The sequence below is a fragment of the Micromonospora sp. NPDC050276 genome, from assembly GCF_044459545.1.
Classification (GTDB): Bacteria; Actinomycetota; Actinomycetes; order Mycobacteriales; family Micromonosporaceae; genus Micromonospora.
In genome coordinates, this window is record NZ_JBITJA010000014.1 from 34508 (window position 1) to 58634 (window position 24127).

18 protein-coding genes are annotated in these 24127 nt (G+C 69.4%); 4 read left to right on the top strand and 14 right to left on the bottom strand.

What is annotated here, in order from left to right; translation table 11 throughout:
• Positions 1-43 precede the first annotated feature (43 nt).
• Positions 44-871 carry an SAM-dependent methyltransferase gene (locus ACIBF8_RS25860; RefSeq protein WP_396786474.1) on the bottom strand — a complete coding sequence of 276 codons (828 nt, stop codon included), beginning with the start codon at positions 869-871 and terminating at the stop codon, positions 44-46.
• Positions 872-1079: 208 nt separating this feature from the next.
• On the opposite strand from ACIBF8_RS25860, the gene ACIBF8_RS25865 reads away from it, so the two are divergent.
• Together ACIBF8_RS25865 and ACIBF8_RS25870 are read left to right on the top strand one after the other, a co-directional pair.
• Complete coding sequence (locus ACIBF8_RS25865; RefSeq protein ID WP_396786320.1) at positions 1080-1544, top strand: hypothetical protein; 465 nt, start codon at positions 1080-1082, stop codon at positions 1542-1544.
• 53 nt (positions 1545-1597) lie between these two features.
• Positions 1598-2533 carry a hypothetical protein gene (locus ACIBF8_RS25870; protein ID WP_396786322.1) on the top strand — a complete coding sequence of 312 codons (936 nt, stop codon included), beginning with the start codon at positions 1598-1600 and terminating at the stop codon, positions 2531-2533.
• 202 nt (positions 2534-2735) lie between these two features.
• Here ACIBF8_RS25870 and ACIBF8_RS25875 read toward each other — a convergent pair whose 3' ends face one another.
• From ACIBF8_RS25875 to ACIBF8_RS25910, 8 genes are all read right to left on the bottom strand, one after another.
• A complete protein-coding gene (locus tag ACIBF8_RS25875) occupies positions 2736-4028 on the bottom strand; it encodes a phosphodiester glycosidase family protein (RefSeq protein WP_396786324.1) in 1293 nt (430 codons plus the stop codon).
• 105 nt (positions 4029-4133) lie between these two features.
• On the bottom strand, positions 4134-5144 hold the full coding sequence (locus tag ACIBF8_RS25880; protein ID WP_396786326.1) for a LacI family DNA-binding transcriptional regulator: 1011 nt from the start codon (positions 5142-5144) through the stop codon (positions 4134-4136).
• A 112-nt stretch (positions 5145-5256) separates the two neighbouring features.
• Entirely contained in the window at positions 5257-6984 is a 1728-nt protein-coding gene (locus tag ACIBF8_RS25885) for an IlvD/Edd family dehydratase (protein ID WP_396786327.1), read from the bottom strand.
• 73 nt (positions 6985-7057) lie between these two features.
• Positions 7058-7942 (bottom strand): carbohydrate ABC transporter permease, encoded by an 885-nt coding sequence (locus ACIBF8_RS25890; protein WP_396786328.1) that lies wholly within the window; start codon positions 7940-7942, stop codon positions 7058-7060.
• Positions 7942-8883 (bottom strand): carbohydrate ABC transporter permease, encoded by a 942-nt coding sequence (locus ACIBF8_RS25895; RefSeq protein ID WP_396786329.1) that lies wholly within the window; start codon positions 8881-8883, stop codon positions 7942-7944. The genes ACIBF8_RS25890 and ACIBF8_RS25895 overlap by 1 nt, the downstream gene beginning before the upstream one ends.
• Before the next feature lie 72 nt (positions 8884-8955).
• The gene (locus ACIBF8_RS25900; RefSeq protein WP_396786331.1) at positions 8956-10296 is read right to left on the bottom strand and encodes an ABC transporter substrate-binding protein; all 1341 of its coding nucleotides are present in this window, start codon (positions 10294-10296) and stop codon (positions 8956-8958) included.
• A 103-nt stretch (positions 10297-10399) separates the two neighbouring features.
• A complete protein-coding gene (locus ACIBF8_RS25905; RefSeq protein ID WP_396786333.1) occupies positions 10400-12580 on the bottom strand; it encodes an alpha/beta hydrolase-fold protein in 2181 nt (726 codons plus the stop codon).
• Positions 12581-12750: 170 nt separating this feature from the next.
• Positions 12751-13773: a LacI family DNA-binding transcriptional regulator gene (locus ACIBF8_RS25910; RefSeq protein WP_396786334.1), complete on the bottom strand. Its 1023-nt coding sequence runs from the start codon at positions 13771-13773 to the stop codon at positions 12751-12753.
• Here ACIBF8_RS25910 and ACIBF8_RS25915 point away from each other — a divergent pair.
• Positions 13688-14011, top strand: coding sequence for a hypothetical protein (locus ACIBF8_RS25915; protein WP_396786478.1), 324 nt, complete (start codon positions 13688-13690; stop codon positions 14009-14011). The genes ACIBF8_RS25910 and ACIBF8_RS25915 overlap by 86 nt on opposite strands.
• 50 nt (positions 14012-14061) lie before the next feature.
• Here ACIBF8_RS25915 and ACIBF8_RS25920 read toward each other — a convergent pair whose 3' ends face one another.
• The gene (locus tag ACIBF8_RS25920) at positions 14062-16434 is read right to left on the bottom strand and encodes a glycoside hydrolase family 3 N-terminal domain-containing protein (RefSeq protein ID WP_396786335.1); all 2373 of its coding nucleotides are present in this window, start codon (positions 16432-16434) and stop codon (positions 14062-14064) included.
• A 286-nt stretch (positions 16435-16720) separates the two neighbouring features.
• Between ACIBF8_RS25920 and ACIBF8_RS25925 the strand changes: the two genes are divergently transcribed.
• Positions 16721-18229, top strand: a complete 1509-nt coding sequence (locus ACIBF8_RS25925) for an alpha-N-arabinofuranosidase (RefSeq protein WP_396786336.1) — start codon at positions 16721-16723, stop codon at positions 18227-18229.
• A gap of 86 nt (positions 18230-18315) precedes the next feature.
• On the opposite strand, the gene ACIBF8_RS25930 is transcribed toward ACIBF8_RS25925, so the two are convergent.
• The 4 genes from ACIBF8_RS25930 to ACIBF8_RS25945 form a co-directional block, all read right to left on the bottom strand.
• Entirely contained in the window at positions 18316-19890 is a 1575-nt protein-coding gene (locus ACIBF8_RS25930; RefSeq protein ID WP_396786337.1) for an alpha/beta hydrolase-fold protein, read from the bottom strand.
• A gap of 328 nt (positions 19891-20218) precedes the next feature.
• On the bottom strand, positions 20219-21736 hold the full coding sequence (locus tag ACIBF8_RS25935; protein WP_396786338.1) for an aldehyde dehydrogenase family protein: 1518 nt from the start codon (positions 21734-21736) through the stop codon (positions 20219-20221).
• Positions 21733-22941: a fumarylacetoacetate hydrolase family protein gene (locus ACIBF8_RS25940; RefSeq protein ID WP_396786339.1), complete on the bottom strand. Its 1209-nt coding sequence runs from the start codon at positions 22939-22941 to the stop codon at positions 21733-21735. Before ACIBF8_RS25940 ends, ACIBF8_RS25935 begins: the two co-directional genes overlap by 4 nt.
• Positions 22938-24119 (bottom strand): mandelate racemase/muconate lactonizing enzyme family protein, encoded by a 1182-nt coding sequence (locus ACIBF8_RS25945; protein ID WP_396786341.1) that lies wholly within the window; start codon positions 24117-24119, stop codon positions 22938-22940. The genes ACIBF8_RS25940 and ACIBF8_RS25945 overlap by 4 nt, the downstream gene beginning before the upstream one ends.
• Positions 24120-24127 lie beyond the last annotated feature (8 nt).

Sequence of the window (24127 nt, forward strand, 5' to 3'; positions counted from 1 at the left end):
CGATGCCGCACACCGGGCCGACGGCGAGCCGTACGAAGAAGCGTCAGCGCTTGCGGCCCACTCCGCCGAACGCGTCGATGTCGGCGGGCGTGTCGACCGCGTCGTCGCGTCGCCACTGCGGGCACGGCACGACGCCGGGCTCGACCAGCTCCAGACCGTCGAAGAAGCCGGCGATCTCGTCGGGCGAGCGCAGGGTGTACGGCGTCGCCCCGCTGTCGTTGTAGTCGTCCTGCGCCTGCCGCATCTCGGCGCTGATCAGGCTCGTGCCGTCGTTGAGGGAGAGGTAGCTGCCGCTGGGCAGCGCCGCCAGCAGCCGCCGCGTGATGGACCGGGCCGTCTCGTAGTCGGGCACGTGGCCCATGACGCCGCTGAGAATGAGACCGATCGGCTGCTCGAAGTCGAGCGTCTTGCCTGCCTCGGCGATCACCGAGGCCGGGTCGTGTAGGTCGCCGTCGATGTAGGCGGTCCTGCCCTCGGCCGTGCCGATCAGCAATGCGCGGGCGTGCACCAGCACCAGCGGGTCGCTGTCGACGTAGACGATCCGCGCGTCCGGCGCGATCCGTTGCGCCACCTCGTGGGTGTTGTTGGCGGTCGGCAGCCCGGTGCCGACGTCGAGGAACTGGCGGACGCCCGCGTCGGCGGTGAGGAACATGATCGAGCGGACCAGGAACTGTCGGGACGCCCGCGCGACATCGACGACGCCGGGGAAGACCTGGCGATACTGGTCTCCTGCCTCGCGGTCGACCGCGAAGTTGTCCTTGCCGCCGAGCCAGTAGTTCCAGATCCGCGCCGAATGCGGGACCGACGTGTCGATCTTCTGCTGCGTACCAGCCTCACCAGCCTCGGATTGGCCGGCCGTCGGCGATTCCATGGTCACGACGAACCCCCATATCGAACGCGTACGCGACGTCATCGCGGGACAGCCCAGTCAAGGAAGTGACCTCCCGTGACCGTGCCACGGTATAGAAGACCTGGCATCCACACCACACCCGGTCACTCCACAACGGACCGAGCCCGGTTGACCCGGTCGTCATGCTGGAACCGCCAGCCCTCGTTTCCGCACCACCTGAGGAGGACCCATGCGAAGGCCGGTCAAGACCGCGGCAGTCCTCTTCGGGCTGGGCGTCGGTGTCGCGGTCGGTCCATCCCTCGGGCTGGCCGCGGTCTGGTCCGGAGCCGCGGTCGCCGCACTCGGCATCGGGCTCTACCTGATCGGTAGGGCAGGGTCCGATCTGGTGGGGGACGGCCTGGCCAACCGTGACGAGCTGGCCGGCGACCGAACGGCGACGGGCACAGCGGGCGTCACCGAACGACAGCGGCCGAACGCCGACAGACCCACATTCGCCCACCTGGGACCCCGGGTGGAGCAGATCCTCCAAATCGCCGAGGAGCAGGCCGACGACCTTCTCAGGGCTGCGAAGCTCGACGCCGAGCAGACGGTGAGCGCCGCGCGCCGGGAGGCGGAGGCAATCCTGAACCGGGCGCACGAACAGGCAGCCGGCAGCACCGGCACCGTCCGGCAGGTCCCTCCCGCGAGGGAGTGACGTCCCCTGGCAGCGGGGTACGGCACCCGCGGGACGCCGGGAGGATCGGGTGCATGACGACATCGGCATCGATCGTCGGTCGGAGCGTCCACGGCCTGACGTACGCAATGCTCGGCTGGGCCGTGGCATACGGGGGCGTACGTCTGGCCTGGACGGTCGGCGATGCTCCGGAGTTCGGGCGGCTCGGGTTGGACCTGCTCGCTTTCACCGGGTGGCGGTCGGTGGCGTTGTGCGCGGCCGCAGGACTGCTGGCGATTGCCCTGGACCGGGTGGCGACGTGGCGGCCGGCACTTGCCGGGGCCGCCTGGGCGGTCGCCGGGGCGCTCGTCGCGGCGGCCGCGATCCTGCTGCCGGAGCTGGTGGGTTTCCTGCTGTTCACCGTCGGCCCCAACTTCGACCTGGTGGCGTTCGTCAGTCGGCTCGGTTGTGTCACCGGAGCGGTCCTGCTCGCTCTGGCCACCGCGCGCTATCAGCGGCGCACCCGGGGCGACTGTCCGGCCTGCTGCCGTACCGGACAACCGGGTGCACGACGCTCAGCCTCCGCGCGCTGGGCACTCTGGGCGGCGTACGCCACGGTAGCCGGCCTCGTGACCCGCTTCGCGGCCCAGTTCGTGGTGGGGTTCGACCGCCTTGACCGAACCGCCGCCCTGACCGGGTTGGAGATCGGTCTGGTGTTGGCGGGAGTGCTGCTGCCGTTGGCGCTGGTGCACCGCTGGGGTGAGGTCTGGCCGGGTTGGGTGCCGCTGCTCGCCGGTCACGCGATTCCTCGTCCGCTGCTGCTGGTGCCCGGCTTCGGGCTCGGCGCGGGCATCGTGGCCTACTTCGGTATGGGGATCGTGCAGGTGACGTCGGGCTCGTACAGCGAGTTCTCCGACGCGTTCCTGTGGGTGGCGATGTCGGCGTACCTCGTCATGGGGCTGGGCCTGCTCGTCGCGTCCGCCGACTACCACCTGCGCACTCGAAGGCAATGCGGCACCTGCGGGCGGTGACCTCACCTCGCAGAACGCCAACGCCGCCAGCCATCCACCGTGGCTCGTCCAGCGCCGCGGGTGCCCCAGCCACACGCTGGGGCACCCGCTCGGCAGCGGGCGCGTGTTCCGCCCCATGATCACCATCGGGCAGCGCGCGCCGACTCCCTCTCCCGGGTCCTCCGCAACCGGTGCGGAGACGGGGACGGATCGGCGGCGACGGTTACTTCCCGCCGTGGTACCGGCCTTCGACGTAGACGAGCGCGTCGCCAACGGCCCGCTCGGCACCGCTCGGGTGGTTGACCAGCGTGCCCTCGGCGGCCATGGCGGTAGAGCCGCCGCCGTCGAGGTTGACCGCGTCGGTCATACCGAGTGCCTGGGCGACGGCGGCCGTCTCGTCCAGTGTGGTGCCGACGCTCGTGGTCTGTCGGCCGTCGATGGTCGCGAGCACGACCTTCCCCTCCCGGGTGGTGCCGGCGATGGTACGTGGGTTGCGCGCGAAGAAGCTGTCCGATCCGCCGTCGGGCACGACGATCTGACCGTCCGCCGTCAACCGGTACCGCCCGTTCACGCCAAACAGGCCGGGGCGCAGCGGGAGTCGCCGCCCCTGCTGGTCGGCAAGGGTCGAGGTCAGGTCCAGGCATCCCCGGCCGGCCACCTTGAGCAGCGCGCCCGCGTCCCGCCCGGTGGCCTGCAACGAGGTCTGGCCCGCGGCGAGGGTGGTGCCGCGGCTCGTCGCGGTCCGCACCACGCAGCCGAGCCGATTGAGGACGACCTCCACGCCGAGGCCCGTCGGAGTGGCCGAGTCGAACTCGGAGGTGAACTGGACGACGTCACCTGGTTCGGTACACGCACTCTGGTCGGTCAGGGCGGTACAGCCGGCTGGGATGACCGGCGGGTGGTTGATGAACTCCAGTGGCAGTACCGCGCGGGTCTGCCGGTTTCGGACGCTGCCCGACCAGGTGAGCTTTCCGGTGAGTGCGCGGTTGTTGTTGGCGTCGACGACGAAGTTGACTTCGCCGGGCTCGGTGGTGGGTTCACTGAGCAGCTTCCCGCCGTACAGGCCCAGGCCCACCGGGTCACCGGGGTAGAGCGGACTGGCGGTGAAGGTGAAGAACGAGGCATTGACGCCGGCCAGGGCGCCGGCGTCACGAACGAGATCGGTGGTCTTCTCGACCTGGCCGAGGTTCGGGCCGTACGTCGCCTTCAGGTGCCCGCGGGCCCGACGCGGGTCGATGGTGAGCACGTTGACCACCCACGGGCCTCGACTGGTGGTGTTGATCTGGTCGGATGGCGCGGGCTCGGTGCCACGGACGATGCGGGTCAGGGTCACACCGTCGGCCAGGGCCCGGCTGGTGGTGACCTCCGTCAGGTCGGCATCGCCGATTGGCAGGATGCCGCCGGCGGCGTCGGCGCGGGCACCCGGAACGACACCAAGCGCCACCGCGGCCAGCGTGGCGGCAGCGAGCGCACCGGCGCGGCGCAATCCGGACAGTCCAGCAGTGGAAACAGTCATGCCCTGAGCCTTGCGAGGGAAGAGAAGCACGCATCGGACAGAACCTGACAGCTAGCCGAATTTCGGTGAAATGACGTGCGGACCACTGGACCGACAGGTGCGGGATCAGTCAGCGCCCGAGAGGGCGTTGGTGGCCCCCGTCGGCGGTGCCGTGCTCTGGCGCACCACGAGCTTGGGGACAACTAGTGGCAGGCGCTGCGGCACCGTGTCGTCGATGGCCTGGGTGACGGCCGTGATGGCCCGTCGACCGACGGCGTCGAAATCCTGCTGGATCGTCGTCAACGGCGGGATGAGGTAGGGCGCTTCGGGGACGTCGTCGAATCCGACGACGGAGACGTCCTGTGGCACCCGCCGGCCGCGTTCGTGCAGCGCGCGCAGCACGCCGATGGCCATCTGGTCGTTGGCGGCGAACACCGCCGTCGTGGCACGCATCGCCCTGATCCGCAGCCCGGCGGCGTAGCCGCTGGGCGCTCGCCAGTCGCCCTCGACCGGCTCCGGCGGGCGCAGGCCCGCCGCGTTCATCGCCTGACGCCAACCTTCGAGGCGGGCGCGGGCCTCCGCCCAGTTGAGCGGGCCGCTCACGTGCACGATCTCCCGATGCCCCAGGTCGAGGAGGTGTTCGGTGGCCATCCGGGCGCCGAGCACCTGGTCGACGCCGACGGTCACGCTGGCCCTGGACAGATCGCCCTCCACGACGACGAAGGGCACGCCCGAGCGTGTCATCCGCACCACCTCGAGCGCCTCGTCGTTGCCGGCGATCATCACGACGCCCTCGACGCCGACGCGCATGAGGTGTTCGGTGGCGTCGCTGAGCGCCCGTACCGTCACCTCGGAAAGGCTCACCGAGGTGGCGAAGTAGCCGGCCGCGCGGGCGGCGTCCTCGACGCTGCGATGGATGCTCGTCGGACCGAACAGTGTCCTGGCCGTGCCGATGATGCCGATCATCCCGGACCGTCCGCGAACCAGCGCACGGGCGGCCGTGTTGGGGCGGTAGTCGAGTCGTCGAATGGCCTCGAGGACCCGCTCCCGCGTCTCGCGCCTGATGCTGGGCGCACCGTTGATGACCCGGGACACCGTCTGGTGTGACACGCCCGCGAGGCGAGCGACATCGGCCATGACCGGTGGCCGGTCGGCCGCTGTCACAGCGGCCCTTGCGGGAACTCGCACTGGCGGCCCGTCCGTTCTTCCATGGGATCAGTTCCTCGTGGGCCTCGTCCGTCCGTGGCCGTCAGTGTGAGTGACGGGGCACCGCGCTGCCGCTGCCACCGACGAGAAAGTCCAGGTCCGCGCCGCTGTCGGCCTGCAAAACGTGTTCGCTGTACAGCCGCACCCAACCCCGGTGGGCCACCGGCTTCGGCGGCTGCCAGGTGGAGCGGCGCTGGGCGAGTTCCGCGTCGTCGACCAGCAGGTCCAGGCGGCGCGTCGGAACATCGACGGAGACCAGGTCACCGGTGCGTACCAGGGCGAGCGGGCCACCGACGGACGCCTCCGGTGCCACGTGCAGGATGCAGGTGCCGTACCCGGTGCCGCTCATGCGCGCGTCGGAGATGCGCACCATGTCCGTGATGCCATCGGCGAGCAACCGCCGTGGCATGGGCACGTTGCCCACCTCCGGGAAGCCGGGGTAGCCCCGTGGTCCGGCGTTACGGACGACGATCACCGTGTCGGGGGTGACGTCGAGGTCCGGGTCGTCGGCGGCGACGACGTAGTCCTCGATCCGGTCGAAGACGAGTGCCGGGCCGGTGTGCGTGAGGAGCTGGGCGGAGGCGGCGGAGACCTTCAGCACCGCCCCGGACGGCGCGAGCGACCCGCGCAGCACCACGGTGCCCGAACCGACGGGCTGGAACGGCTCCTCCAGGGTGCCGATGACGTCCCGGTTCCAGCACTGGGCGCCCCCGACGTTGTCCGCCACACTCCTGCCGCTGACGGTGACGTGGTCCATGTGCAGCAGCGGGGCGAGCTCCTTCATCACCACCGGCAGGCCGCCCGCGTAGGCGAAGTCCTCCATCAGGTACGCCCCGGACGGCATGAGGTTGACCAGCATGGGCACGTCGGCGGTGAGGGTGTCGAAGTCCTCCAACGACAGGGGGACGCCGAGGCGTCCGGCGATGGCGAGCAGGTGGACGACCGCGTTGGTGGACCCGCCGATCGCGGCGTTGACCCGGATGGCGTTCTCGAACGCCTGCCTGGTGAGCACCGAGGACAGCCGTTGGTCCTGTTCGACCATGGCGACGATCCGCCGTCCGGCGGCCTGCGCGAGCGCGTACCGCCGGGAGTCGACCGCCGGCACAGCGGCGGCCCCCGGCAGTTGCACGCCCAGCGCCTCGGTCACGCAGGCCATCGTGGAGGCCGTGCCCATGGTCATGCAGTGACCCCGGCTGCGGGACATGCCGACCTCCGCCTCGGAGCAGTCGGCCGCGGTCATCCGCCCGGCCCGCATCTCCTCGGTGAAACGCCAGACCACCGTGCCCGAGCCGATGTCCTGGCCCCGGAACTTGCCGTTGAGCATCGGACCGCCGGTCATCATCAGGGTCGGCAGGTCGACGCTCGCCGCTCCCATCAGCAGGCCGGGTGTGGTCTTGTCGCAGCCGGAGAGCAGGACCACGCCGTCGAGCGGGTTGGCGCGAACCGACTCCTCCAACTCCATCGCCAGCAGATTGCGGTAGAGCATGGTCGTGGGTCGCATCAGCGGCTCACCCAGGCTCATCGCCGGGAACTCCAGCGGCAGGCCGCCGCTCTCCCACACGCCCCGCTTGACCGACTCGGCCAGGTCCCGTAGGTGGGCGTTGCAGGGGGTCAGCTCCGACCAGGTGGTGGCGATGCCGATCACCGGACGACCGTCGAAGACGTCGTCCGCGAACCCCTGGTTGCGCATCCAGGACCGATGGATGAACCCGTTGCGGCCCTCCGCACCGAACCACTGCCCGCTGCGCGGCGCTCGATCCGTCGTCGACATCAGCACACCTTCCTGTCATCCGTCCGGCCGCGTCCTCTGCGGCGATCAATGCGTGTGGTGGATTGGTTACGGGCTAGCGGAGACCTCCGACCGACAGCCCGCCGCGCCAGTGTCGTTGCAGGCTGAAGAACGCGATGATCAGCGGGATCACGGACAGCAGCGAGCCCAGGATGATGAGGCTCCACAGCGAGGTGGTTCCCGCGTTGTTGGCGGACGCGATCCCCTGCCAGAGGCCGAGGCCGACGGTCACCGGGAAGAGCCGGTTGTCGGAGAGCATGGCCAGCGGCAGGAAGTAGTTGTTCCAGGACGCCACCGCCGACAGGAGCAGCACGGTGACCACCGCGGGACGCATCAGCGGAAGAGCGATCTGAATGAACGTCCGTAGCTCTCCCGCACCGTCGACCCGCGCCGCGTCCAGAAGCTCGTCGGGCACCGCGTCGCGCGCGTACACGTGCATCAGGTAGACGCCGAACGGGTTGAGCAGCGACGGGAGGATCACCGCCCACACCGTGTTGGTCAGGCCGAGCCGGGAGAACATGATGAAGGTCGGGATGACCAGAGCGGTGGCCGGCACCATCAACGCGCCGAGCACGATGGCGAAGCTGAAGCGTCGGGCGGCGAACCGGTACTTGGCGAACCCGTAGCCGGCCATGACCGCCAGGACCGTGGCGCCGATTCCGCCGGCGATGGCGTACAGCGTGGAGTTGAGGATCCACCGGAGGTAGATGCCACCGTCGTAGGTGAAGAGCTGCCGGAGGTTGCCGAGGTAGTCGATCTGGTCGGTGAACCAGAGGGTGTTACCACCGCCGAACAGGCCCGGCGCGTCCTTCGAGCTGTTGACGATGACCCACCAGAACGGTACGAGGAAGTAGATCACCAGGAAGCCGAGGAGGATCTGCAGAGGGAGGTAGCGCTGCGGTCGGCGGGCGCCTGCGCGGACGCTGGTGTGCTCGGTCATCAGAGGAAACTCCTCCGCTTGCGGGTGAAGAACAGGAAGGCGTACACGCAGATGAACACGATCCCGCCGAGGGCGAAGGAGATGGCGGACCCGTAGTTGAAGTTGGCGAGAGAGAACGCCTGTTGGTACGCGTACATGTTGGGGGTGAAGTCCGACCCGATCGTGCCCGCGGCGAGGTATCGCAGGATCTGCGGTTCGTTGAAGAACTGCAGGGTGCCGATGAGCGAGAAGACCAGGATCAGGATCAGCGCCGGCGCGATCAGCGGGATCTTGATCCGCGTCGCGACCTGCCACCGCCCGGCGCCGTCCATCCGGGCCGCCTCGTAGAGCGTCGGATCGACGCCCTGCAACGCCGCGTACAGGATGATCATGTAGTAGCCGGCCCACTGCCAGGTGACCACGTTGAGCAGGCCGTAGAAGATCAGGTCGCTGCTCAGGAAGTCGGGTGCGGTGGCGCCGAACAGCCCGAAGATGTCGGTGAGCGGGCCGAATCCCTTGCTGTAGAGGAACCCCCACATCACCGCTCCGATGACGGTCGGGATCGCGTACGGAAGAAAGATCATGAGGCGGGAGAAGCGCGCGAACACTGTGGTCACCGAGTCCAGGATCAGAGCCATCACGAGCGCGATGATGATCTGCACCGGGATCGAGACGAGCGAGAATCGGATGACGAACCACGCCCCGGACAGGAAGCTCGGGTCGGTGAACGCCTTCACGTAGTTGTCGAAGAGAACGAAGCTGGTACCGCCGATCAGCTTCTTCTGGAAGAGACTGAGGTACAACGCGTACGCCAGCGGCGCGATGAGGAACGCCAGGAACACCACCCCGAACGGCCCGACGAAGAGCCACCCCATCAGGTGTTCGCGGAGGTGCACCTTGCCACGGATCTTGCGCGTCTCATGCTGAGGACGCGGTGCGCGCTTCTCGGTCAGGAGTGTCATCTTGGTCTCCGGGACGTGGACGCTGGGGGTGGAGGGTGGGCCGCCCAGTGCCGGCGCGGCCCACCCGTCCGGTCACTGAACGGTGAAACCTTGTTCCTTGGCGTACTTCGCCACGTCCTCCTGGACCCGGTCAGCAGCCTGTGAACCGGTGACCGAGCCTTTGATGATCTCGCTGACCTGTTTCGTCATGGCGTCGAGGTAGTACTGACCGAAGGGGGCGTACGCGACGCCCTTGTAGGCGTCGGCGGCGGGAAGGTAGACCTCCTTGTTCGCCTGCTGACCGTCGAAGAACGCCACCTTCAGGTCGGCGAACGCGGGGTCCTTGAGCGCCGTGAGGTTCAGCGGGAAGATGATCTGGTTGGTCCAGCCGTCGGTGAGCGACTCCTTGTCGGCGTAGAGCCCGTAGGCGGCCTTCGCCGCCAGCTCCGGCTTCTTCGCCTGCTTGGTCACCGAGAAGGCCGACCCACCCCAGTTCACCTGCACCGGGTTGGCCGGATCCCACTGCGGCAGCGGCGCCACCGCGAACTTGCCGGTGTCCTGCCCCTTACCCACGCCCGCGCCGGTGAGGTAGCCGGGCGCCCACGCCGCCGAGATGTACGTCGCGTAGTTCCCGTTGATCACGCCGGAGATGTACTCCGGGGTGAACTGGTCCTGCGTACCGACCAGCCCCTTCTTGGCCAGGCCGCCCCAGTAGTCCAGCACGTCCTTGGACGCCTGGTCGTTGAGCTTCACACCGATCGCCTTCGGCTGCGCGGGGTCGTAGGTGAAGGGCGTGGCACCCTTCTGGATCTGCAGCGCCATCAGGACCGCAGGAACGTTCGCGCCGAGGTCACCGAAGAGCGGACCACCGGCGTCCTTCACCTTCTGCGCGGTCTGCTCGTACTCGGCCCAGGTCTTCGGCGGAGTGACCTTGTACTTCTCGAAGATGTCCTTCCGGTAGATCATGCCCATCGGGCCGCCGTCGACCGGGACGCCGTAGACCTTGTCACCGACCGACACGTCCTTCCAGGCGCCCTCGCTGTAGTTGGCCTTCACCGCGTCGTAGCCGTACTGCTTGATGTCGACGAGCGCGCCCTGGATCTGGAAGGTCGGGATCCGGTCCGCCTCGACCATGATCACATCAGGGGCCCCGGTGCCCGCCGAGATGGCGGTCTGGAACTTGTCGTACTCGTCGCCACCCTGGCCGACGTTGGTCCAGCAGACCTGCACGTCATCGTGCTGCTTGTTGAAGTTGTCGACGACGAGCTGCATGTTGGGGTACCAGCCCCACATCGTCACGACCGGCACGTTCTGCTTGGTGATGGTGTTCGTGCAGTTGCTCGCGTCGCTGCCACCCTCGTCGGACGAGCAGGCGACGAGGCCACTCCCCGCCACGAGCATGGCTACCGTGGCGAGTATCCGTCTTCTCTTCATTGAGATGGTTCCCTTCGGCGATGGCGGTGCACAGCATCCATACGCTGGCGGCCGCCACCGGGGCAGGAATCCCTGCTCCCGGTGGCGTCGCCGGCGAAGGCTCCTAGCGCTTGAACAGGCGCGGCGCCAGGTCGATGAGGTTCTTCTGCCACACGTCCCAGCCGTGCGGCCCGGGGGTCACCCCGTCGAACTCGTAGCGGATACCGAGGTTGTTCAACGTGGTCAGTGACGCCATGAAGCTCGGGTACACGAAGTCGGTCCGGTCACCGACGTACAGGCGCAGCATCGTGGTGCCGTTGTTGATCGCCTCGACGTCGACGCCGGTGCCGCTGCCGAACCCGGCCGACAGGGCTGCCACGTAGGCGAACTCGCCCGGGTAGGCGCGCAGCACACCCAGCGCCTGCCCGCCGCCCATCGACAGGCCGGCGAGGGCCTGCTGCGACGGATCGCTGGAGATGTGGTAGCGGGCACGGGCCGTCGGAACGATGTTCTCCCGCAGCTCCTGGTTGAAGTTCGACGAGTTGCCGTTGCCCATCACCACCACCATCGGCGTGAGGTCGCCGTCGAGGAACTGATGGTCGAGGATCTGCTTGGCGCGGCCCATTTCTACCCAGTCCGTGTAGCTCTGGCCGCTGCCGTGCTGGAGATAGAGAACGGGGTACGGCTGCGCCCGGCCCGGGTCGTACCCCGGTGGGGTCCACACCAGCGCGGTCCGGTCCTGGCCGGCCACCGTGCTCGGGTAGGTCATGCTCTCGACCTTCCCGCCGCGACCGGCGGGCACGTCCGAGAGCAGTCGGGCACCCGGCCCCGGGATGAGGAAGGTGCTCCACATCGGTTCGGAGGTGACTCTCGTCGGGTTCGAGGCGTCCTTGACCGCGACCCGGTCCACGATCAGCCGGTAGTAGTAGAACCAGGGCTTCAGCGGACCCACGGTCGCCCGCCAGCGGTCGCCGTCGCGGGTCAGCGGCAGACGCAGCCAACTACCGCCCGGCGCCACGTTCGCCCAGACCGTGACGTGCTGGGCGTCCTTGAACGCGGTGGTGGTCTCGAAGGTGACGAACCCGTCCTCGGTGACGAAGGGCGTCGGGGTGGTGCCGGCCGGCGGTGGAGCGAACTCCCCCTTCAGCCGCTGGTGACCGGGGCTGGGCCCGTCGTCCCGCACGGGCCCGAACAGTCGCGGCAGGAAGTCGACGAGGTTCTCCTGCCAGGTGGTCCAGTTCGCCCCACCGTCCGGGTTGACGCCGTCGAACTCGAACCGGACGTCGGCGCGGCCCAACGCCTTCATCAAGCGGTAGGTGGGGTTGTACGCGGGATCGGTCACGTTCCCCGTGTACAGCCGCAGCATCTTGACGCCACGGTTGATCGCCTTGGCGCCCTTCCGGTCGATAGCCGGGGCCGAGGTGCCCGAGAACCAGCCGACGTAGCCGAACTGACCCGGCTTGGTGAGCGCGCCGCGTACCGCCTCGGTCGCGCCGTCGGACACACCCGCGATCGCCTGGTGGGCCGGGTCGCGAAGGACCCGGTAGTTGTCGGCGACCGCCTTGCGGAGGTCCGTCAACTGCTTGTCGTCCGAGCCGTTCGCATCGTTGATCACCACCACCATCGGCCGGATGGCGCCAGCGGCCGAGAGGTTGTCGAGGATCTGCTTGGATCGACCGAGGTCGAGCCAGTCGGTGGCGGCCACCCCGTCACCCGACTGCAGGAAGAGCGCGGGGTAACCCTTCGCGCCCTTGGCCGCGTATCCCGGCGGGGTCCAGACCAGAGCCGACCGCTGACCGTTCCTGGTGCGGTAGGTCAGCGTCTCGATCGCTCCACCGGAGCCGGGCTGGGCGTCGACCAGCCACCGCGCCGAGTCGCCCGCGACGAGGAACGTGCTCCGCAGCGGGTTGGACGCGACGCTGGTGCTGTTCGTCGGGTCCTTGATGGTCTTGGTGTCGTCGGCGGTGAGCTGGTATTGGTACAGCCCGGGCTCCAGTGCGCCGAGAACACCCGACCACACGTCGCCCCGGCGAGTCAGACCGAATTCCGACCAGGAGGCGGACGGGCCGAAGTTGCCTTCGACGACGACCTGCGAGACGGTGCCCAGCTTTTCCTGGACGTACGCGGCCGGAACGGCGAACGAGGCGTAGCGGTCCGCCGAGACGCTCAGCCACGGCGTGTCCGCCGCCGCTGGTTGCGGCGCGAGCAGGGCCGCTGCCATGGCGATGACTCCGGCGGTGAACGCTGCCGAGAGCCGGCGTACGCCTGAACGGCGTAAGCGCCCGTGATACTGTTCGGTTGTCACGCTCCACTCCTTTCATGTGCCGGCAGCGGATGCGACCCGACTGACCGGCTCAACTCATCGGTGGATCTCGCCGTGCGTGTTGCGTGCACCTCCTTCCGGCTCCTGCCACGGGTGCACCAACCCTGCTCGCTTTGTCGGAAGCGGGCCGCGCTGGCGCCCGTGGACAGATGTCATGGTCGTGCCGCGCTCGTCGGTGGTGCGGTCGAGCTGCGGACCACGAGGCTGGTCGGAAGCACGATCTGGCGGGGCTCGTCCCACTCGCCGGTCACCAGTGACTTCAACATCCGGGCGGCTTCGTACCCGAGCTGATACATCGACTGGTCCACAGTGGTCAGGCCCGGCTCGGTCAACGCCGACTCCGGAATGTTGTCGAACCCGACGACGGACAGGTCGCCGGGCACGGAGAACCCCAGCTCCCTGGCGACCTCCAGAACCTTGAGGGCCATCCCGTCACTGGCCGCGAAGATCGCCGTCGGCGGGTCCGGTCGTTGCAGCAGGACACGCGCCAACGGAGTTGCCGACTCGGGGTTGAAATCCCCCCGGCCGATCAGCGTCGGGTCGACCGGGACGCCGGCGTCGGTCAGCGCGGCCCGGTAGCCCTCCTCCCGCGACCAGGCCGAAGCCAGGCTGTCGCGGCCGGCGATGAACCCGATGCGCCGGTGGCCCAGGCCGAGCAGGTGCTCGACGGCGGTGGTGGCGCCGGCGAGGTTGTCGGCCATCACCGAGGGCGCCGTCGAGCCCCGCACCGGGTCGATGGCCACGACCGGCGTCCGGCTGCGCACCTCACCCCAGGGCGTGACGACGATGCAGCCATCGGTGAGGGTGCCGGACAGGCGGGTCAGGTGCCGCTGCTCCCAGCCCTCCGAATACGAGCCGTAGAGGTCGCTGTTGGCGTAGATGATCAGGTCGAAGCCCGACCGGCTCAACGCCTTCATGACGCCCTTGAGCACCTCCGCCGTGTACGACTGGAAGCTGTGCGCGACGAGGCCCAGGACATTGGTGCGGCTGCGCCGGAGGCTCGTGGCCACCAGACTCGACTCGTAGCCGAGCTGCTCGATGGCGGAACGCACCTGAGCGATCGTGCGGGCACTGACGCCGTAATGCCCGTTGACCACGCGCGAGACGGTGGCGGTGGAAACGCCGGCGGCCCGGGCGACATCACTCATTGTTACCGGCGCATTGACTTCGATCATGCCGCTCTCTCTGGACTGCAATCGTTATCGGTTACGTTTCCAGGATGTTGCCAACGTAACCGACAACGATTACGAACACAAGACCTTCTCGCCCTCGTCGGAGCGCCGAAAAGGAGGTCCTATCTGGATGATCGCAAGGGCCCGGCGCACCGTCGGTCGCCGTCAACACGGATGTGGTCGACCGACTTTTCCGGCGATCAAAGTGGAGCGTGGTTCCACCAATGGCTCGACCCGTTGACAACGGGACGGCACTCTCCGTAAGGAACCATTCCCTACGGCTGTGAGCGCTCACAGCCCCCGAACTTCGGTGCTCCCGGTAAAGGCCTTCTGCGGCGGCCGGCCCGCGTCCGCACCGATGACGAAGGTACCGGCGTGGACACGGTCGTTCGACGAGCAGCCGACGTACACCTCGATCTGCCCGGGTTCCACCGCGTAGGCCATGGCCCGGTCGTAGAAACCGAGCTGGCCGGTGGGTAGCTCGAACCGCACCGCCACCCGCTGGCCGGCGGCGGCCGCGACCCGGGCGAAGGCCTTCAGTTCGAGCACCGGTCGGGTGACCGTCGCCTGCGGGTCGCGAACGTAGAGCTGCACGACCTCCTCCCCGGCCCGCTGCCCGGTGTTGGTGACCGTGACCTGGACACCGACGCTGTCTCCGGCGCGGACCTCCGCGCTCTCCACGGTGGCGTCGTCGAGCGCGAACGAGGAGTAGCCGAGGCCGTGGCCGAAGACGTATCGCGGGCTGACCGGCGAATCCACGTAGTCGCCGTGCCAGTGCGACCGTCCGCCGGACACCTTGTGGCCGTAGAAGACGGGGATCTGGCCCACGCTACGGGGGTACGAGATCGGCAGCTTTCCGCTCGGGTTCACCTCACCGAGAAGGACCTCGGCGATCGCCTGCGCCCCGGTCTCCCCCGGCAGCCAGGCCATCAGCACCGCGGCACACTCCTCGTGCAGGAAGTCGCTGCCGACGGGTCGGCCGGCGACGAGCACCGCCACGACGGGCGTGCCGGTGGCGACCACGGCACGGACCAGTTCCTCCTGCACTCCCGGCAGGTCCAGACTGGACCGGTCGCGCGACTCGCCCGTGGTGGCACCGGGCGTCAGCCCCGAGCGGTCCCCGAGGACCAGCACCGCGACGTCGGCCGCCGCGGCGACCGCGACCGCCTCGGCGAACCCCTCGGTGGACGGATCGAGCACGTCGCAGCCCGGGGCGAAGCGCAACCGTTCGCCCAGCCGCGCCGCGAGCTCGTCCCGCACCGTGGGCACACCGTCGGTGCTCTCGTCGATCTCCAGATCGTCCGGGATCGTCATCATCTCGCCGAGCAGGCCCTTGCGCTTACGGGCCTCCACCAGTGCCTCGATGTGGGCCGCGAACGAGTAGTCACCGAGCAGGTGGCGGGCGTCGTCGGCGTTCGGGCCGATGAGGGCGACCGTTCCGGCAGCCCCGAGCAGCGGCAGGACGCCGTCGTTCTTGAGCAGGACGAGACTGCGACGGGCGATCTCCAGCGCGACGCTCCGGTGCCGCTCGGCCTCCGCCGTCGTGCCGACCGCGTCCTCGTCGACGTACGGGTTCTCGAAGAGCCCGAGCTCGAACTTGTGCCGCAGCACCCGCGAGACCGCTTCGTCGAGTCGAGCCTCGCTGACCTCGCCGGCATCCAGGGCGCGGGTGAGGGCGTCCGCGTACGCGTCGGTCGCCGGCAGCTCGACGTCCACTCCGGCGTCGAGGCCCACCGCCGCCGCCTGCTGCTGGTCCGGGGCGAAGTGGTGGTACGAGTGAAGGTCGTTGACGGCGAAGTAGTCGGAGACCACGCTGCCCGCGAAGCCCCACTGCCCCCGCAGGACGTCGGCGAGAAGCTCCCGGTTGGCGTGGCACGGGACCCCGTCCAGCTCGTGGTAGCCGGCCATCACCGACTGGAGCCCACCCTCGCGGACGGCCGCCTCGAACGGGTACAGGTAGACCTCGCGCAGCAGACGCGGTGGCAGCTGGGCCGGCGCCCAGTTCAGCCCGCCCTCGGACGCCCCGTAGCCGACGAAGTGCTTGGCCGTGGCGAGGACTCCGTCGGTCAGGTCGGCGCCCTGCAGGCCCCGGACGAACGCCACCCCCATCCGGGACACCAGGTACGGATCCTCGCCGTAGGTCTCCTCCGTGCGGCCCCACCGCGGGTCCCGCACCACGTCCAGCACCGGCGAGAGCCCCTGGTGGCTTCCCATGGCACGCATCTGCGCGCGAACGGCGTCCGCGAGCTGTCGGTTGAGCTCCGGCGCCCAGGTGCTCGCGACGCCGATCGCCTGCGGGAAGATGGTCGCCTCGCGGGCCATCACTCCCGAGCAGACCTCCTCGTGCACGATCGCCGGGATGCCCAGTCGGGTCTCGGTCACCAGGAAGCGCTGGATCGCGTTGGCGGCCCGCGCCACCTGCGCCGCCTTCAGGCTGGTCGCGCCCGCGACGCGGGTCACGTGCCCCAGGCCGTGTCGAAGGATCGGCCGGGCCCGCTCCGCCGCGAACCGTCCACCCTCCAGGAGGGTGAACGCCCACGTACTGCCCAGCTGCGCGAGCTTCTCCTCGCGGGTCATCCGGGCCAGCAGGTCCGCCACCCGTTCGTCGACGGGCGCGGTCGCGTCGGCGTAGGTCGCCTCGATCTCCGGCTCAACAGTGGTCACCCGGTCACCCCAATCACCCGCCAGAAGCGTGAGAGCGAGACACCCGGCCAGCTGCGGCGGCATGGCGTGGGGGCCGGGCCAGCGACAACTTTGATCCAGATGCCGTGTTCCCTTACGTAAACGTAATCGGTAACGTTTACATAGATCGACAACGTAATCGAAGGCGACCACGCTGTCCAGAGCTCACACTGCCCCCACCACCCCTCGGTCCCGGCGCCCGGCAGAGTTCTCCGCGTCGGACCCCGCACGAAGGGAGCCAGCCCTGAACACCCACCTCGAGGCCCGCTTGACCCTGGACCCCCGCCGACGCGTCGCACCGGTGCCGCGTCGGCTCTTCGGCTCGTTCGTGGAGCACCTGGGCCGCTGTGTCTACAACGGAATCTACGAGCCGGGGCACCCCACCGCCGACGCCGACGGCTTCCGCGGCGACGTCCTCGCGCTGGTCCGCGAGTTGGGCGTCACCACGGTGCGCTATCCGGGCGGAAACTTCGTCTCGTCCTACCGCTGGGAGGACGGCGTCGGCCCAGTCGACCAACGGCCGGCCCGGCTCGACCTCGCCTGGCACAGCCTGGAGACCAACGCGTTCGGGCTCGACGAGTTCATGCGCTGGGTCCGCAAGGCGGGCGTCGACCCGATCATGGCGATCAACCTCGGCACCCGCGGCACCGCCGAGGCCATCGACCTGTTGGAGTACGCCAATCACCGCGGCGGGAGTCACCTCGCCGACCAGCGCCGCGCCAACGGGGCGACCGACCCGTACGGGATCAAGCTGTGGTGCCTGGGCAACGAGATGGACGGTCCGTGGCAGGTGGGCCAGCGGAGCGCGACCGAGTACGGGCGTCTCGCGGCGCAGACCGCGAAGGCCATGCGCCGCTTCGACCCCGATCTCGAACTCGTCGCCTGCGGCTCGTCGCACCTCGGCATGCCGACCTTCGGCAGCTGGGAACGGGACGTGCTGACCGAGGCGTACGACGATGTCGACCTGATCTCGCTGCACGCCTACTACCAGCCGGTGGACGACGACCTGGCCAGCTTCCTCGCCTCGGCCGAGGACATGGACCGGTACATCGACGCCGTGACCGCCATCGCCGACTCGGTCGGGGCGATCCGCAGGTCCACCAAGAAGATCATGATCGCGTTCGACGAGTGGAACGTCTGGTACCAGTCCGCCGCCCCGTCCACTCCGCCGAGCGGCGAGGACTGGCCGGTAGCGCCGCCACTGCTGGAGGATCACTACAGCGTGGCCGACGCCGTCGTCGTCGGTGGCCTGCTCATCAGCCTGTTGCGGCACAGCGACCGGGTGACCGCGGCGTGCCAGGCCCAACTGGTCAACGTCATCGCACCGATCATGACCGAAACCGGGGGCTCGGCCTGGCGTCAGACCATTTTCCACCCCTTCGCCCGTACGGCCCGGCACGCCCAGGGCGCCGTCCTGGACGTGCTCCGCGAGGGCAGCACCACGAGCACCGACCGCTACGGTGAGGTGGACGCGGTCGACGCGGTCTCCACCTGGGACGACAGCACCGGCGAGATGACCGTGTTCCTGGTCAACCGCGTCACCACCACGCCGGCCGAGGTGACCATCGACGTCTCCGGCGCGCAGGTGACCGACATCATCGAGTGCGTCACCGTCGGCGGGACCGACCTGCACGCCAAGAACACGGCGGACGGTCCGGACCACGCCGCGCCGCGCCCCAACGGCACGGCACGCGGCGCCGACGCCAGCGTCCAGCTGACCCTGCCACCCGCGTCCTGGACCATGCTGCGGCTGCGGGCCGCCGACCTGACCCCGTAGACCACTCCGGCCGCGCACCCCCTGGTAGAGCCAGGGTGTGCGCGGCCGGGGTGTCCCCACCACAGGGAATACGGGTCGAGCCCGGCCTACCGGGCGTCGACGGGTGCGCTCTGGGACTCGCTGAAGAACTTGTCGCCCTGGTAGCGGGCGACCACCGGCGCCGTCAGCTCACCCTGGACGGTCTTCGTCAGCCGGGCCACGCCGTGCCGCACCGGAGCCGACCCGAGGTGCGTGTCGCCCGCGTAGAAGACGACAGTGCCGGCAGGTGCCACCGTGCTGGTGCTCACCGCGCCGACCGTCGCGGTGGCGGTGACCTTCGTGCGGTGCGACCCGCCTGCCGGCGACGTGGTGACGTCGAGGTCGGTCGTGGTGGCCCGGAACGCCAGCGCCCGCAGGTAGTGGTTCAGCAGCGGACGCCAGACGTGCCAGGTGTGCACGCCCGGCACGTTGTACTCGTCCAGCTCGACGCCGGCGGCCCGCAGGGCGGCGGCGTTGCGCTGCGAGTTCTCGGCGATGTTGCCCAGCCGGTCCTGGAGCCCGGTGCCGATCATGATGCCGCCGGCCACCGCCTTCATGCTGTCGATCTGCGCCTGGGTGGCGGCCGGGCCGCCCGCACTCCAGGCCGCGTGGTAGCCGAACAGGTCGGTGTGGTTGTACATGATGGTGTACGCCCGGCTGCCACCGGCGGAGAAGCCGGCGAACGCGCGGTCCTGCGGCCGGGTCGAGACGTGGTAGTTCTGCTCGACGAACGGGAAGATGTTGTTGCGCAGCTCGTTGACGAAGCCCTCGTTGCCGCCGGGCAGGCCGTTGAAGTCGGTGGACACGATCACCATGGGCTGCGCCGCACGGTCCTTGATCGCGTTCTCCAGGATGAGGTGGGCAACGCCCTGCATCGTCCAGGCCGTCGAGTGGTCACCGCTGCCGTGGCTCAGGTAGAGGGTCGGGTACGGGATGGCCCGGTTGGGGTCGTAGCCGTGCGGCAGGTAGACGACGATGTCGTGCACTCCCGCCGGATTGGTCGACAGCGGCGAGGTGTACCGCCGGGACTCCAGCCGGCCGACCCTGGCGACCGGCGCCTGGTAGCCGGTGTCGTACGTCGGGAACTTCTTGCTGGCCGGGACGTAGATCGTGCTCCGTACGGCACCGGGCGCCCCCGGGTACTGCGGTTGGATCTGCCACCGGTTGGCCGGGTCGTCGTGCAGCGCGCAGCCGGTGGCGAGTTCGTTGGCGCAGTCGTGGGTGAAGGCGTAGCGGAAGGTGCCCGCCGGCAGCGGGGTGGTGAAGGTCCACACCCCGTCGGGGCCCTTCCGCATGGCCTGGGTGTGCCACGGGGTGGCCGCCACGTCTCCGGGCTGCCACTCGGCGGGCGGCCGGGCGTCGCCGCAGTCCTGGCAGGCGATGTTCTCCGGTCGGGAGTAGAACCAGTCGCCGTAGATGTGCACCTGCTGGACGTCCTCCGGTGCCCGGTACCGGAAGGTGACGGTGTAGCCGGTCGGGGGTTTGTCGGTGCGGGTGACGGTCGGGCCCAGCGGTGCGGGTGGTGCGGCCGACGCCGCCGGCGCGGCGACCGTGGCGGCCGTGACGGTGAGGGCGGCGAGCAGCGTGAGCATCAGCCGGCGTGTCCGTGCCGGCAGCAGGGGACGGGGTGGTGCGACGGGCATGGTCCTGCTCCCTCTTCGGTGTGTGGTCAGACCGCACCCAGCGGTCGACCGACCATTCGATGGTGAGGTGAAGGGATACCAGTAACGAGCGATGCAGCTGTGCGAGCGCTAACATCGTTCCCTGTCGAAAACAGAACCATGAATCGCATTGACGGTCAAGATGGCTTTTGCAGATCAGTCCCCGGAATTGCGGTGAAAGGATTTGGGCGCGATTCAGCGACCCCGACACGCCGGGCGCGCGAATTCCCTGTCGAACCAATTCGTCAATGAATTCGCGCGCCCGTCGCACGCCGTCAGGAAACGCGCGTGTGGGTACGTGCCGACGTGGCTATTGCGTCGCCGGCTGCAACCTCCCATCGACGCGTCGGGGAATGGCGGCGTACTCGTCTCGCAACTCCTCGGGAAGCACCCAGGTCGGGGCGTCCTGCCACGCCAGCGGGCGGAGGAACCGGCGGATCGACGTGGCACCCACCGACGTGTGCACGGCGTTGGTCGACGGCCATGGCCCACCGTGGTGCTGGGCCCACGACACGCGGACACCGGTGGGATAGCCGTCGAAGACGATCCGACCGGCGCGGGCGGCGAGCACGTCGACCAGTCGGCGCACGACGTCGGCGTCATCGCCCGGCCCGCGATGCAGCGATCCGGTCAGCGACGGCGGGACGGCGGCCAGCGCGGCATCGAGGTCGGCGGCGTCGTCGTAGCGGACCACGACCATGAGCGGGCCGAAGCACTCGTCGGCGATCTCCGCGGTCAGTCCCGACAGGCCGACCTCCAGGAGAGTCGGCGCGACGGTGAAGCCCACGCCGGGGTCGACCTGGGGCCGCGCCGAGACCCGAGCGCCGGCCCGCTCGAACTCCGTGGCCCGGTTCTCGTACGCGTCCCGGATGCGTTCGTTGAGCAGAACCGTGCCGCCCGAGGAGGCGACCCGTACCCGCAGCGCGTCGACCAGGCGGTCGCCACCGGAGCCCGCCGGGATGAACGCCAGGCCGGGCTTGGTGCACAGCTGCCCGCCCGAGTTCGTGAAGGAGCCGAACAACCCTTCGGCGATCTGGTCACCCCGGTCGGTGGCCGCGTCGGGTAGGACGACGATCGGGTTCACGCTGCTCAGTTCGGCGTACAGGGGAATGGGATCGGGACGCTCGTCGATGGCCGCCTGGATGGCGCGGGCGGCGCCGACGGAGCCCGTCAGCGCGGCCGCGCGGATCACCGGGTGGCGCACCAGCGAACGACCGGCCTGCTCCCCGTACACGGTCGCGATGACACCCTCGGGCCCGCCGAGGTCGCGGACGGCCGACTCGATCGCGGCGGCGGAGGCGTGCGAGGTCAGCGGGTGTGACGGGTGAGCCTTCAGGATCGTCGGACAACCGGCGGCGAGCGCGGCGGCGGTGTCACCACCGGCGACCGAGAAGGCGAACGGGAAGTTGCTGGCCCCGAAGACCGCGACCGGTCCGAGGGGTACGAGCATCCGTCGCAGGTCCGGGCCACGTCCCAGTGGTGTGTCGGCGGCGTGGTCGATGGCCGCCTCGACGTACGCTCCGTCGCGCAGCACCTCGCCGAACATCCGGAACTGGACCGCCGCCCGGGTGAGTTCCCCGTCCAGCCGCGCGTCGCTCAGACCGGTCTCCGCCTCGGCGGCAGCGACCAGGTCCACCCGACGGGACTCCAGCGACGCGGCGATCGCGTCCAGCAACTCCGCGCGGCCAAGCCTCCCCCGGTCGGCCAACCACTGCGCCGCCCGGGATGCCTGACCGGCGATCACCGCCAGCCGAGACTCGTCGGTCTCGGTGAGATCCGTCGCGCGACGCTGACCGTCGCGTGGATCGACCGTGCTGACCACGTTCACAGCAGTCCTCTCCTCACCAGATTGCCCATGAGATCGCGGACGCCGAAGTGCCAGGGCTCGCACTCCTCCGCATGCCGCACCCGATTGACCAGGGTGCCGAGCGCCGGACAGCTGATCCGCACCACGTCGTCGACCTTGTGGGTGAAGCCCTCGCCGGGGCGGTCCCGGTCCTGGATGGGCGCGAACATGGTGCCGAGCATCAGGGCGGCGCCGTCGGGATAACGGTGGTGCGGTCCGATCAGCTGCCGCACCAACTCCTGCGGGTCGCGCGACATCTGCGTCATCTCCGAGACCGCCTCCAGGTGGAAGCCGTCCTCGCCGTGCACCTCCAGGCGGACCTCGAGTTCGCGTACCCGGTCCATGCCGAACCGGTCGTCGAAGAGCCGGATCAGCGGGCCGAGGGCGCAGGAGGCGTTGTTGTCCTTCGCCAGGGGAAGCAGAAGCGCCGAGCGGCCCTCGATGTCGCGCAGGTTCACGTCGTTGCCGAGGGTGGCGCCGATGATCCGACCGCTGGACTGGACGATGAGAGTGACCTCGGGTTCCGGGTTGTTCCAGGTCGATGCGGCGAGCACGCCGACCGGGACACCCGTGCCGACGGCGGAGAGGATCTGACCCTTGGTGAAAATCTCGGCGTCCGGACCGATGCCCACCTCCAGGTACTGACTCCACATGCCCTCGGCGACCAGCAGACTCTTGAGCCGATCCGCCTCGGCCGAGCCGGCTTCCAGGCTGTGCAGGTCGACGCCGACGTCGGCGAGCATGCGGTGCCGGATGTCCGCCGCGAGCGCCAGGTCTCCCCGTGCCCGTTCCTCGATCACGCGTTCGATCATCGAGATCGGGAAGGTCACGCCGGCGGCCTTGAGCGCCTGGAGGTCGACCGGAGCGAGCAACCAGGGCCGGGTACGGTCCCGGGTCGCGGCTGCCGTGTTGGCCAGGATGTCCCCGAAGTCGCCCACCGGCGTCCCGTCGAGCCCGGCCACCGTCGCGGCGGGATCGGGCAGCTCGCAGATGTCCCGGACGGTCGGGAAGCGATGGCTGATGTCGATGACCTCACCGCCGCGGACGGTCACGGGCGAGGGGCCGTCGCCGGAGGGATCCCAGATCCGGCCGATGAGGACGCTGTCGGCGTCGTCCGGCAACGCCTCGGCGGCGGTCCCGACCCAGTCCCCACCCGCGGCCCCTGCTCGGGGCCGTGGCACCGTCATGAGTCGCTCTCCAGATTGAAGAAGGACCGCTCGTCGCGGGGACGGATGTCGTAGACGGCGTCCTGGAACATCCGCAGCGGGTGCGGTGTGAACGGATGCTGCTCGATCGCGGCGAGATCGACCTCGATGCCCAGGCCGACCCCGGTCGGGATGAGGATGTCGCCGTCGTCGGTCAGCACCAACCGCTCGTTGGTGATCTCGGGCCGCCAGGGCACGTCCGTCGCCATGATCTCCAGGTACCGGAAGTTGGGTAGCGTCGCCCCGAGTTGCAGCGTCGCGGCCGTGCTCAGTGGACCGCTCGGGTTGTGCGGCGCGAAGCCCACGTAGCTGGTCGCGGCGAGCGTCGAGATGAAGGCCAGCTCGGCGATGCCGCCGGCGTGCGTGACGTCGGGCTGGACGAAGTCGACCGCCTGGCGGGCCAGCGCCGGCGCAAAGCCCTGTCGGCCGTACCACCGCTCCCCCGCCGCGATCGGCACCGGCGACGCGCGACGGATGTCGACGAGCGCGTCGAGATTGTCCGGCGGGCAGGGCTCCTCGAACCACACCGGATCGAACTGGGCGATCTCCTTCGCGACCTTGATGGCGTGCCGGACGTCGAAGCGGCCATGCCCCTCGACGAACAACTCGACCTCGCGGCCCACCGCTGCGCGGACCGCGTCGATCTGGGCGAGCACCCGGTCCAACTGCGTGGTCGTGATGGTGAGGTCGTAGTTCTCGAACGGGTCCCACTTGAAGCCCCGGAAGCCGGACTTCACCGTCCGGAGCGCGGCGGTCGCGTAGTCCTCCGGCGTGACGGCCCCGGAGAACCAACCATTGGCGTACGCGCGGACGCGGTCCCGGGTCGCACCGCCGAGCAGCCGGGAGACCGGTACGCCGAGCTCGCGCGCCGAGATGTCCCAGAGGGCCATCTCCAGCGAACTCAAGGCGGTCATGATGACCGGCCCTCCGCGCCAGTACCAGTCCCGCGCGGTCTCGTAGAGGATCTTCGAGATGCTGGTGGGATCCTGGCCCACCACCGCCTCGGCCAGCTCGGCGATGGCACCCTGGACGGCGCGTTCCTTGCCCTCCAAGGTGGCCTCACCGAGCCCGACGATCCCCTCGTCGGTGTGGACGCGCACGATGACGAGGTTCGTACGGTAGAAGTCGACGACCAGTGTGTCGACAGAGACGATCTTCATCTTTCGGC

Bases quoted from the DNA above. Each gene is read 5' to 3' on its own strand.
- ACIBF8_RS25860 (WP_396786474.1), bottom strand. From the start codon at position 871: ATGGAATCGCCGACGGCCGGCCAATCCGAGGCTGGTGAGGCTGGTACG.
- ACIBF8_RS25865 (WP_396786320.1), top strand. From the start codon at position 1,080: ATGCGAAGGCCGGTCAAGACCGCGGCAGTCCTCTTCGGGCTGGGCGTC.
- ACIBF8_RS25870 (WP_396786322.1), top strand. From the start codon at position 1,598: ATGACGACATCGGCATCGATCGTCGGTCGGAGCGTCCACGGCCTGACG.
- ACIBF8_RS25875 (WP_396786324.1), bottom strand. From the start codon at position 4,028: ATGACTGTTTCCACTGCTGGACTGTCCGGATTGCGCCGCGCCGGTGCG.
- ACIBF8_RS25880 (WP_396786326.1), bottom strand. From the start codon at position 5,144: ATGGCCGATGTCGCTCGCCTCGCGGGCGTGTCACACCAGACGGTGTCC.
- ACIBF8_RS25885 (WP_396786327.1), bottom strand. From the start codon at position 6,984: ATGTCGACGACGGATCGAGCGCCGCGCAGCGGGCAGTGGTTCGGTGCG.
- ACIBF8_RS25890 (WP_396786328.1), bottom strand. From the start codon at position 7,942: ATGACCGAGCACACCAGCGTCCGCGCAGGCGCCCGCCGACCGCAGCGC.
- ACIBF8_RS25895 (WP_396786329.1), bottom strand. From the start codon at position 8,883: ATGACACTCCTGACCGAGAAGCGCGCACCGCGTCCTCAGCATGAGACG.
- ACIBF8_RS25900 (WP_396786331.1), bottom strand. From the start codon at position 10,296: ATGAAGAGAAGACGGATACTCGCCACGGTAGCCATGCTCGTGGCGGGG.
- ACIBF8_RS25910 (WP_396786334.1), bottom strand. From the start codon at position 13,773: ATGATCGAAGTCAATGCGCCGGTAACAATGAGTGATGTCGCCCGGGCC.
- ACIBF8_RS25930 (WP_396786337.1), bottom strand. From the start codon at position 19,890: ATGCCCGTCGCACCACCCCGTCCCCTGCTGCCGGCACGGACACGCCGG.
- ACIBF8_RS25940 (WP_396786339.1), bottom strand. From the start codon at position 22,941: ATGACGGTGCCACGGCCCCGAGCAGGGGCCGCGGGTGGGGACTGGGTC.
- ACIBF8_RS25945 (WP_396786341.1), bottom strand. From the start codon at position 24,119: ATGAAGATCGTCTCTGTCGACACACTGGTCGTCGACTTCTACCGTACG.